Annotated in this window: 9 protein-coding genes; 8 read left to right on the forward strand and 1 reads right to left on the reverse strand. The window is 75.8% G+C overall.

From position 1 onward, the window contains the following. Positions 1 to 185 precede the first annotated feature (185 nt). The 8 genes from ACNAW0_RS10845 (at position 186) to ACNAW0_RS10880 (ending at position 9,157) form a co-directional block, all read left to right on the forward strand. Positions 186 to 1,877: an HAD-IIIA family hydrolase gene (locus ACNAW0_RS10845; RefSeq protein WP_416287621.1), complete on the forward strand. Its 1,692-nt coding sequence runs from the start codon at positions 186 to 188 to the stop codon at positions 1,875 to 1,877. Beyond that, on the forward strand, positions 1,874 to 2,848 hold the full coding sequence (locus ACNAW0_RS10850; RefSeq protein ID WP_416287622.1) for a glycosyltransferase: 975 nt from the start codon (positions 1,874 to 1,876) through the stop codon (positions 2,846 to 2,848). Before ACNAW0_RS10845 ends, ACNAW0_RS10850 begins: the two co-directional genes overlap by 4 nt. Continuing rightward, on the forward strand, positions 2,833 to 4,050 hold the full coding sequence (locus ACNAW0_RS10855; protein ID WP_416287623.1) for a glycosyltransferase: 1,218 nt from the start codon (positions 2,833 to 2,835) through the stop codon (positions 4,048 to 4,050). The genes ACNAW0_RS10850 and ACNAW0_RS10855 overlap by 16 nt, the downstream gene beginning before the upstream one ends. After that, positions 4,050 to 4,814 (forward strand): D-sedoheptulose-7-phosphate isomerase, encoded by a 765-nt coding sequence (locus ACNAW0_RS10860; RefSeq protein WP_416287624.1) that lies wholly within the window; start codon positions 4,050 to 4,052, stop codon positions 4,812 to 4,814. The genes ACNAW0_RS10855 and ACNAW0_RS10860 overlap by 1 nt, the downstream gene beginning before the upstream one ends. 11 nt (positions 4,815 to 4,825) lie before the next feature. Continuing rightward, complete coding sequence (locus ACNAW0_RS10865) at positions 4,826 to 6,322, forward strand: PfkB family carbohydrate kinase (RefSeq protein WP_416287626.1); 1,497 nt, start codon at positions 4,826 to 4,828, stop codon at positions 6,320 to 6,322. 156 nt (positions 6,323 to 6,478) lie between these two features. Next, positions 6,479 to 7,207 carry an SDR family oxidoreductase gene (locus tag ACNAW0_RS10870; RefSeq protein ID WP_416287627.1) on the forward strand — a complete coding sequence of 243 codons (729 nt, stop codon included), beginning with the start codon at positions 6,479 to 6,481 and terminating at the stop codon, positions 7,205 to 7,207. Continuing rightward, positions 7,204 to 8,187 (forward strand): glycosyltransferase family 9 protein, encoded by a 984-nt coding sequence (locus ACNAW0_RS10875; protein ID WP_416287628.1) that lies wholly within the window; start codon positions 7,204 to 7,206, stop codon positions 8,185 to 8,187. The genes ACNAW0_RS10870 and ACNAW0_RS10875 overlap by 4 nt, the downstream gene beginning before the upstream one ends. Then, positions 8,171 to 9,157: a DNA topoisomerase IB gene (locus ACNAW0_RS10880; protein ID WP_416287629.1), complete on the forward strand. Its 987-nt coding sequence runs from the start codon at positions 8,171 to 8,173 to the stop codon at positions 9,155 to 9,157. Before ACNAW0_RS10875 ends, ACNAW0_RS10880 begins: the two co-directional genes overlap by 17 nt. Before the next feature lie 205 nt (positions 9,158 to 9,362). Here ACNAW0_RS10880 and ACNAW0_RS10885 read toward each other — a convergent pair whose 3' ends face one another. After that, on the reverse strand, positions 9,363 to 10,433 hold the full coding sequence (locus ACNAW0_RS10885) for a helix-turn-helix domain-containing protein (protein ID WP_416287637.1): 1,071 nt from the start codon (positions 10,431 to 10,433) through the stop codon (positions 9,363 to 9,365). Between the last annotated feature and the right edge of the window lie 105 nt (positions 10,434 to 10,538).

A 10,538-nucleotide genomic window follows, 5' to 3' on the forward strand; every position in this document is an offset into this window, starting at 1 on the left:
CAGACGTCCGGTCAGCACCATGGAGGCGGCCTGCGGCGACAGCCCCCATGGGTTAGCTTCTCGGGGGCGGCGGGTATCGCGGGACCGGGCCGGGCGCGGCGGGGACAGCAGCCGGCCGGGCGGCACGGGCGGCGGCTGCGCCGGAGTTGATGTTTACTCCTCGGGGGGTCGGGAACCCGCCGCCCGTGCGACGGGACCACGAGCGGGATCAGTGCAGGTCAGCCCGGGTTGACCCGGCTGCTGACCGGTTCCCGTCCGGCCTGTACGACGCGGTGCTGCTGGACCGCGACGGCACGCTGATCGAGGACGTGCCCTACAACGGCGACCCGGAGAAGGTCCGCGCGGTGCCCGGCGCGCGGGAGGCCCTGGACCGGCTGCGCGCGGCCGGCCTGCGCCTGGCGGTGGTCAGCAACCAGTCCGGCCTGGCCCGGGGCTACTTCACCGTCGACGAACTGCGCCGGGTCAACGCCCGGGTGGAGGAGCTGCTCGGGCCGTTCGACAGCTGGCAGATCTGCCCGCACGGCGAGCCGGACGGCTGCGCCTGCCGCAAGCCGGCTCCGGGCCTGGTGCACGCCGCTGCCCGGGCGCTGGGCACCACACCGACCCGGTGCGTGCTGGTCGGCGACATCGGCACCGACATGATCGCCGCCGCCGCGGCCGGCGCCACCGGCATCCTGGTGCCCACCCCGGCCACCCGGCCGGCGGAGGCGGCCGCCGCGCCCACGGTCGTCGGCGACCTGCCGGGCGCGGTCACGGAGATCCTGCACCGGATCCGGCTGGTGGCCGCGCCCGCCGCCGCGCCCCGGCGCGGCACGGTGCTGGTGGCGCGCAGCGACGCCGCCGGGGACGTGCTGGTCACCGGCCCCGGCATCCGGGCGATCGCCGCCGGCGCCCAGCGGGTGGTGTTGCTCTGCGGGCCACGCGGCCGGGCCGCCGCCGAGATGCTGCCCGGCGTGGACGAGATCATCGAGTGGCCGCTGCCGTGGATCGATGCCCCGGCCGGCGCGGTCGATCCGGCGGACCTGCGCCGGCTCACCGCCCGGCTCGCCGCGCTCGGGGCGGAGGAGGCGGTGATCTTCACGTCGTTCCACCAGTCGGCGTTGCCCCTCGCGCTGCTGCTGCGGATGGCCGGGATACCCCGGATCAGCGCGATCAGCGACGACTACCCGGGCTCCCTGCTCGACGTCCGGCACCGCGTACCGGTCGGGGTGCCGGAACCGGAGCGGGCGCTCTCGCTCGCCGCGGCGGCCGGCTACGCGCTGCCCGCCGACGACGAGCCGGGCCTGCGGCTGCGCGTCGACCGGTTGCCGCCCGCCCCGGCCGGGCTCGGCGAGCCGGGCTACGTCGTGCTGCACCCGGGTTCCTCGGTGGAGACCCGGGCCTGCCCGCCCGAGCTGGCCACCAGGATCGTCCGGGTGCTCAGCGCCGCCGGCCACCGGGTGGTGGTGACCGGCGGCCCGGACGAACGGGAGCTGACCGCTCGGGTCGCCGCCGCCGGCGGCCTCGACCTGGGCGGGTGCACCGGGCTCGGCGAACTCGCCGCGGTGATCGCCCGGGCCGGCGCGCTGGTGGTCGGCAACACCGGGCCGGCGCACCTGGCCGCCGCGCTCGGGGTGCCGGTGGTCAGCCTGTTCGCCCCCACCGTCCCGTTCGGGCAGTGGGGGCCGTACCGGGTGCCGGTCGTCCGGCTCGGCGACGCGGGGGCGGCCTGCCGGGGCACCCGGGCCACCCGCTGCCCGGTGCCCGGCCACCCCTGCCTCTCGGCCGTCGAGCCGGGCCGGGTGCTGGAGGCGTTGCGGCTGCTCGGCGTACCCGCCGACGCACCGGAGCCCCTGGCCGCGGGGCCGGCCGTACCCGCCGGCGGGGTGGTGCGATGAATGTACTGGTCTGGCACGTGCACGGTTCCTGGACCACGTCGTTCGTGCACGGCAAGCACCACTACCTGGTGCCGGTCACGCCGGACCGGGGCCCGTACGGCCTCGGCCGGGCGCGCACCTACCCGTGGCCGGAAAACGCCGTCGAGGTGACCCCAGCGGAGCTGCGCCGGGCCGAGGTGGACGTGGTGCTGCTGCAGCGCCCCGAGGAGTTCGACCTGGCCTGCGAATGGCTGGGCCGCCGGGTGGGCCGCGACGTGCCGGCGATCTACGTCGAGCACAACACCCCGAAGGGTGACGTGCCGAACACCCGGCACCCGATGGCCGACCGGGACGACCTGCTGCTCACCCACGTCACCGGATTCAACGAGCTGTGCTGGGACAACGGCCAGACCCGCACCGCTGTGGTCGAACACGGGGTGGTCGCCCCGGCCGTCGAGTGGACCGGCGAGCTGGACCGGCTCGCCGTCGTCATCAACGAGCCGGTACGCCGCTGGCGGGTCACCGGCACCGACCTGCTGACCCGCTTCGCCGAGATCGCCCCACTGGACGTCTACGGCATGGGGGTGGCCGGACTGGCCGACCGGCTCGGGCTGCCGCCGGAGCGGCTGACCAGCCACGACGACGTGCCGCAGCACGCCATGCACGCCGAGCTGGCCCGGCGGCGGGCGTACCTGCACCTGTGCCGGTGGACCTCGCTCGGGCTGAGCCTGATCGAGGCGATGACCATCGGCATGCCCGTGGTGGCGCTGGCCACCACCGAGGCCGTGGAGGCGGTACCGCCGTCCGCCGGTGCCCTCTCCACCCGGGTCGACGTGCTGCTGGACGCGGCCCGTGGCCTCGTCGACGACCCGGCGGCGGCCCGCCGGGCGGGCGCCGTCGCCCGGGCCGCGGCCCGGGACCGCTACGGCCTGGAGCGTTTCCTCGCCGACTGGGACCGGCTGCTGGAGGAGGAAGTATGCGCATCGCGATGATCTCGGAGCACGCCAGTCCGCTCGCCGTCCTCGGCGGCGAGGACGCCGGCGGCCAGAACACGCATGTCGCGGAGCTCTCCGCCGCGCTCGCGGCCGCCGGTCACGACGTCCGCGTGTACACCCGGCGCGACGCCGTGGACATGCCGGTGAAGGTGCGCGCCCCGGACGGCTACGCCGTGGTGCACGTGCCCGCCGGGCCGGCCGAGCCGGTCGCCAAGGACGACCTGCTGCCGTACATGCCCGCGTTCGGGGAGTGGCTCGCCGAGCGGTGGCGGGCCGGCGACTGGCAGCCCGACGTGGTACACGGGCACTTCTGGATGAGCGGCATCGCCGCCCTCGCCGCCGGCCGGCGGACCGGGGTGCCGGTGGTGCAGACGTACCACGCGCTCGGCACGGTCAAGCGGCGCCACCAGGGCACCCAGGACACCAGCCCGCCGGGCCGGATCGGGCACGAGCGGGAGCTGGGCCGTTCGGTCGACCGGGTGGTCGCCCAGTGCCAGGACGAGGTCGCCGAGCTGGTCCGGCTGGGGGTGCCCCGCTCCCGGATCACCGTCGTCCCGTCCGGGGTGAACCTGAGCACCTTCGCCCCGCTCGGCCCGGTCGCCGAGCGCGACGGCACCCGGCAGCGCATCCTCACCGTCGGGCGGCTGGTGGAACGCAAGGGTTTCCAGGACGTCGTCCGGGCCACCGCGCTGGTGCCCGGGGCCGAGTGTGTGGTGGTGGGCGGGCCACCGGCCGGGTTGCTGGAGACCGACGCGTACGCGCTGCGGCTGCGGGCGCTCGCCGAGTCCTGCGGGGTCGCCGACCGGGTCAAGCTGATCGGCGCGGTGCCCCGCGAGGAGATGGGTCGCTGGTACCGCTCGGCGGACGTGCTGGTGGCCGCGCCCTGGTACGAGCCGTTCGGGCTCACCCCGTTGGAGGCGATGGCGTGCGGCGTACCGGTGATCGGCACCGCGGTCGGCGGCCTGATCGACACGGTGGTGCCCGGGCGGACCGGTGACCTGGTGCCCGCCCGGGACCCGGTGGCGCTCGGCGCCGCGATCCGCCGGCTGTTCGCCGAGCGGATCCGCCGCTTCGCGTACGCCACGGCGGCGTTGGAGCGGACCCGCACCCACTACTCCTGGTCGACCACGGCGGAGCGGCTCGCCGCGGTGTACGGCGAGGTGGCCGCCGTGCGCCGGCCCACCCGGGTGGTCGCCTGATGGCGGCGCCGGACTCCAGCGGCAGCCGGCCGTCGGCGGCGGCGCCGGACTCCAGCGGCAGCCGGCCGTCGGCGGCGACGCTCGGGCCGGCCGTCGGCGGGACGGTGCTGGAGGACCACCTGACCCAGCTGGCCGCCGCCCTGCTGCCGCTGCGCGGGTCGGAGCAGCTGCTGGCCCGCTGGGGCGGGGAGCTGGCGCACCGGCTGGCCGCCGGTGGGCGACTGCTGGTGGCCGGCAACGGCGGCAGCGCCGCCGAGGCCCAGCACCTCACCGCCGAACTGGTCGGCAAGCTGCGCGACGACCGGGCGCCGCTGTCCGCGATCGCGCTGCACGCCGAGACCTCCGCGCTGACCGCCATCGGCAACGACTACGGCTTCCCGGAGGTCTTCGCCCGCCAGGTCCGCGCCCACGGCCGCCCCGACGACATCCTCCTGCTGCTCTCCACCAGCGGCGCCAGCGGCAACCTGCTCGCCGCCGCCCGCGCCGGACGCGAGCACGGCCTGCGCTGCTGGGCCCTGACCGGCCCGACCCCCAACCCGCTCGCCGACGCCTGCCACGAGACGCTCGCCATCGATTCGCCCGAGGGCCAGGTGGCGCAGGAACTGCACCTGGTCGCCATCCACGTGCTCTGCGAGTACGTCGAGCGGGCCCTGCCGGTCGCGCTCACCACGCCAGCGGCGGAACCGGCGCCGGCCGGTCCGGTGCGTACCGGCGTCGAGGTGGTGCTCGGCGACGGTGCCGGCCGGGAGGTGCAGCCGGGATGAGGAGGTCGAGCGTGACGGGACCCGTGGTGGTGCTCGGCGACACCCTGCTGGACCGGGACGTCGAGGGCGTGGTGAACCGGCTCTGCCCGGACTCCCCAGGGCCGGTGCTCGACGAGTCCACGTACGCCGATCGGCCGGGCGGCGCAGGCCTGGCCGCCGTCTTCGCCGCCGCCGGGGGCGCCGAGGTCGCGCTGGTCACCGCGATCGCCGACGACGCGGGCGGGGCCCGGCTCGGCACGCTGCTCGCCGCCGCCGGCGTGCAGCTGTACGCGCTGCCGCTGGCCGGGGCCACGCCGGAGAAGGTCCGGCTGCGGGCGCGGGGGCGGGTGCTGCTGCGCCACGACCGGGGCGGGCCGGCCAGCCCGCCCGGCGAGCCGAGCGAGGCCGTGCTGCGCCTGCTCAGCAACGCCTCCGCGGTGCTGGTCAGCGACTACGGCCGGGGCCTGGCCCAGCTGCCGGCGTTGCGGGCCGCGCTCGCCGCCACCCGCGCGCCGGTGGTCTGGGATCCGCACCCGCGCGGCCCGGCCGCGGTGCCTGGGGTGCACCTCGCCACCCCGAACGAGCCCGAGGCTCGCGAGCTGGCCAAGGTACGACCGGGCGAGTCCCGGCTGGTCACCGCGTCGCGAAGCGCCCAGGCGCTGCGCGAGCGCTGGCGGGCCGGCGCGGTGGCGGTGACCCTGGGCGGGGACGGCGCACTGCTCTGCCACGCCGGCTCCACCCCGCTGGTGGTGCCCGCCCCGGCCAGCGCCGAGGGGGACACCTGTGGGGCCGGGGACCGGTTCGCCGCGGCGGCCACCCTCGCACTGGCCCGGGGCGCGCTGGTCTCCGAGGCGGTGCAGGAAGCGGTCGTCGAGGCGTCGGCGTACGTGGCCGGCGGGGGAGTGGCCGCCGCGCTGCCCGCCCCGGTCCGGGCCGCCTTGCCGCCGGCGGTCAACGGTGGCGGGGAGCGGATCGGGGCGGCCGCCGCCGGCGCCCTGGTCGCCGAGGTACGCGCCGCCGGCGGCACGGTCGTCGCCACCGGCGGCTGTTTCGACCTGCTGCACGCCGGGCACGTGGCGACCCTTCAGGCGGCCCGCCAGCTCGGCGACTGCCTCGTCGTCTGCCTCAACTCCGACGCCAGCGTGGCCGGGCTGAAGGGACCGGAGCGACCGGTCGTGCCGCAGGGCGACCGCTGCCGGCTGCTCGCCGCACTGAGCTGCGTGGACGCCGTGCTGATCTTCGAGGAGTCCACCCCGCACGCGGCGCTGTCCTGGCTGCGCCCGGACATCTGGGTCAAGGGCGGCGACTACGTCACCGGCGGCGGCGAGCAGACCCTCCCCGAGGCGGACATCCTGGCCCGCTGGGGTGGCCACACGGTGGTCGTGCCGTACCTGGACGGCCGGTCCACCACGGACATGATCGCGGCGGCCCGGTCCGGGCGCGGCTCCGGCATCTGGCCCAGCCCGGAGCCGGCGGCGACGCCCCACCGGACGGCGGCCAGCCGGCCCACGGCGGAGGGAGCGCGATGAGCGAGCGTCAGCGAGCGAATCATCGGTGCAGTGCCGTGGTGCCTCATGCCGGCGCCGAGCGGAGCGAGGGGGTGGCATGAGCAAGCGTCAGCGAGCGAATCATCGGTGCAGTGCCGTGGTGCCTCATGCCGGCGCCGAGCGGAGAGAGGGGGTGGCATGAGCAAGCGTCAGCGAGCGAATCATCGGAGCGGCAGTCCACTCGGGTCCGGCCCCACCGTCCTGGTCACCGGCGGATCGAGCGGGCTGGGGGCGGCGGTCGTCGCCGCGGTGGCCCGCGCCGGCGGTCGCCCCCTTGTGCTGGACCGGCAGCGACCCGGCGACGGGGTGCCCTGGATCGAGTGCGACCTGGCGGACACCCGGGCCGCCGAGACGGCCACCAGGGACCTGGCGGAACGCTCCGGCGGCCTGGACGCGGTCGTCACCGCCGCCGGCCTGGACATGCCGGGAAAGCTGGCCGACGTGCCGGGCGAGACCTGGGAGCAGGTCGTCATGGTCGACCTGCTCGCCACGGCCGCGGTGATCCGGGCCGCGCTGCCGTTCCTGGAGGCGTCCCGGGGGAACATCGTCACCATCGCTTCCACCCTGGGAGTCAAGGCGGTCAGCGACGCCACCGCGTACTGCGCGGCGAAGTTCGGGGTGGTCGGCTTCACCCGGGCGCTCGCCGCCGAGCTGGCCGGCGCGGTCGGCGTCACCCTGCTGGTCCCCGGCGGCATGCGTACCGCCTTCTTCGACACCCGGGACGAGCGGTACCAACCCGGCCCGGACGCCGTGCTCAACGAACCCGCCGACACCGCCGCCGCGGTCATGTTCGCCCTCTCCCAGCCGCCCGGCTGCGCAGTACGCGAGATGGTGGTCTGCGCCGAGCAGGAGTCGTCGTACCCGTGATCCTGGTGCTGCGGGCGCTCGGCGTCGGCGATCTGGCGGCGGCCGTGCCGGCGCTGCGTGGCCTGCGGGCCGGCCTCCCCGGCCGGGAGCTGGTGCTGGCCGCGCCGGCCTGGCTGGCGCCACTGGCCGACCTGGTCGGCGTGGTCGACCGGGTGCTGCCCACCGACGGGCTGGCCGACCGGCCGTCCTGGTCGATTCCACCGCCCGAGGTGGCGGTCAACCTGCACGGGCAAGGGCCACGGTCGCACCGGATGCTCGCCGCCACGCGGCCCGGCCGGCTGCTCGCCTTCGCCAACGCCGTCGCCGGGCACGCCGGCGGCCCGGCGTGGCACGACGACGAGCACGACGACGAGCACGAGGTCCGCCGCTGGTGCCGGCTGCTGCACTGGTACGACCTGCCGGCCGACCCGGCCGACCTGGCGCTGCGCCGCCCACCGATGCCCGGGCACCCGGCCGCCGCCACCGTGCTGCACCCGGGGAGCAAGATCCCCGCGAAGCGCTGGCCGGCGGAACGGTTCGCGGCGCTCGCCCGGACGTTGACCGGGCGGGGGCACCGGGTGGTGCTTACCGGCTCCGCCGACGAACGAGACCTCGCATGCCGGGTGGCCCGAGGCGCCGGCCTGCCGCCGGACGGCGTACTCGCCGGTCGGACCGACCTGGCCGAGCTGGCCGCGCTGGTCGCCGACGCCCGGCTGGTGGTCAGCGGGGACACCGGGGTGGCCCACCTGGCCACCGGATACGGCACCCCATCGGTGGTGCTCTTCGGCCCGGAGCCGCCGGCCCGCTGGGGGCCGCCGGCGGACCGGCCCCGGCACCGCGTGCTCGGCGTCACGCGACGGGCGGAGTCCGACCGGCACCGGCACGGTTCCGGCGGGGAAGGAATCCACCCGACGCTGGCGGCCATCGGGGTCGACGAGGTGCTGGCCGCCGTGGACGACGTGGAATGGACGGTGCGGGGCTCCGGTGCGGTTGCGGCGTAGCGATCCGGGCGGGCCGGGGTACGGACGCCGGCGGCGCGGGAAGGGCTGGCTCTTCGTCGATCCGTTGGGCGAGCCGGTACGCGACGTCGACGAACGGGTCCGACTGCGCGAACTCGTCATCCCGCCGGCCTGGCAGGGCGTCTGGATCTCGCCGTACCCGAACGGGCACATCCAGGCCACCGGCATCGACGCGGCCGGGCGCAAGCAGTACCTCTACCACCCGCAGTGGCGCCAGAAGCGGGACGAGGCCAAGTTCGACCACATGCTGGAGGTGGCGCATCGGCTGCCGGTGCTGCGCGACCGGGTCGATCGCGACCTGGCGCTGCGCGGGCTGGGACGGGAGCGGGTCCTCGCCACCGTCGCCCGGTTGCTGGACATGGGCATGTTCCGGGTCGGCAACCACCAGTACGCCACCGGCGACGACCCCACGTTCGGTGTGTCCACCCTGCGCCCGGAACACGCCCGCCCCCGGGGCGGCTGTGTGGTCTTCGAGTTTCCGGCGAAGGGCGGCGTCGAGCAGGTACGCCGGATCGAGGACCCCGAGCTGTGCCGGGTGCTGACCAACCTGCGCCGCCGGCGGCGGGCCGAGGAGCGCCTCTTCGGCTACTGGGACGGCCGGACCTGGCGGGACGTCCGCAGCGACGAGGTGAACGACTACCTGCGCTACGCCAGCGGCGGGGAGATGACCGCCAAGGACTTCCGCACCTGGCACGCCACCGTGCTGGCCGCCACCGAGCTGGCGACCGTCGGCACGCAGCGGTCGGTGACCGCCCGCAGGCGGGCGGTCGCCGCGGTGATGCGTTCCGTCGCCGAGCTGCTCGGCAACACGCCCACCGTGGCGCGTACGTCCTACGTGGATCCGCGGGTGGTGGACCTCTACCACGACGGGGTGGTGGCCCCGGTGCGGGCGCGGATGCCGCGGGAGGCGGTGGAGAAGACCGTCCTGACGCTGCTGGAGGAGGAGGCGTGACCGGCCCCGTCGTCATTCTTGGGGGAGCGCGACGGGGCCGGAGTCCGCCGTGGGCGTCACCCGGCCGGTGATGGCAGGGGTCCGGCTCCGCCCTCGGGTCGGCGGGGTCGGTACGGGCGGTCGCCCGCGACCGACTCGCCGCGGGCGCCACGCCACGGCCCCCCGATACCAGAAGCCGCACCTGGTTTCCAGCCGTGGCCCGCAGTCAGTATGTCCGCTCGGAGTTGACCACGGATGCCTGAGTGTTGACGTTGCGTGCCGCTTCGAGGCACCGCACCCGGTACGCCTTCGGGGTCTCGCCGTGGGCGGCCCGGAAGGCGCGGCTGAAGTGCGCCTTGTCCCGGAACCCCCAGCGGCTGGCGATCAGCTGGATGGGCCGGTCCCCCAGGGCGGGGTCGGCGAGGTCGCGCCGGCACCGTCCCAGTCGCTCGTCCCGGATGTACGCCGCGACCGTGGTCTCCTCCGCCTCGAAGAACCGGTGCAGCGACCGGACCGAGATGTGGTGCGCGTCCGCGATGAACTGAGGGCTCAGCGCCGCGTCGCCCAGGTGCTGGCGGATGAACGAGCGCACCTGGGCCAGCAGCGCGCGTCGGTGTACCTCGGTGGGCACCGCGTCCTCGGAGACCAGGTGCCGGCCGAGCATCGTGGCGGCGAGGTCCAGCCCGACCCCGGCCAGCCGCTCCGCGTCCGCCGCGTGGTACTGCTCCGGATGACTCGTCAGCTTCACGAGGTAGTCGGCCAGCAGCGCTCCGATCCCCTCGGCGCCGGACATCCGGGCGGCGAACAGCGTGGCGAGCCGCCGGTAGGGCAGGGGCACGGCGTCGTACGGGATGAAGGCCACGACCGACCTGGCGTGCTGCCGCCCGTGGTTGTCGCCCTGGTGGGTGACCCGGTGCGGGCGGGAGCAGTCGTAGAAGGTGAAGTCGCCGGGGCGGCAGCTGCTGTGCTGCCCTTCCTGGTCGGCGGTGCCGATGCCGTCGAGGGTCAGCGCGAGCAGGTAGTAGTCCGGGTCGGAACGCTGGATGAGCTTCCGGGTGCGGACGCAGTCCACCGAGGGGTAGCGGTAGTGGGCCAGCCGGATCGGCCCCAGTTCGATGAACTCCGCCCGGGCGGCGAAATCGTCGGCGTGCTCGCTGCGTACCCGCAGCGGCGCGGGCGAGGCGGCAAGCATGTCCAGCCACAACCCGAAGCGATCGGACGGGCGCGCCTGCTCCGTGTCGAAGATGTGCTGCTGCAGCTTTCCGTCCATTGCCGGCCCCTCCGGTTCGTCCTCCATCCGGAGGACGCCCCACGGGCTCGCGAGACGGCAGCCGTGAGGCGTCAGGTATTCGTCGGCGACGGTACTCCAGGTCGATGCCTGCCCGACCCGGTGTTGACGCGC

Source organism: Micromonospora sp. SL1-18, assembly GCF_047921505.1.
GTDB lineage: Bacteria > Actinomycetota > Actinomycetes > Mycobacteriales > Micromonosporaceae > Micromonospora.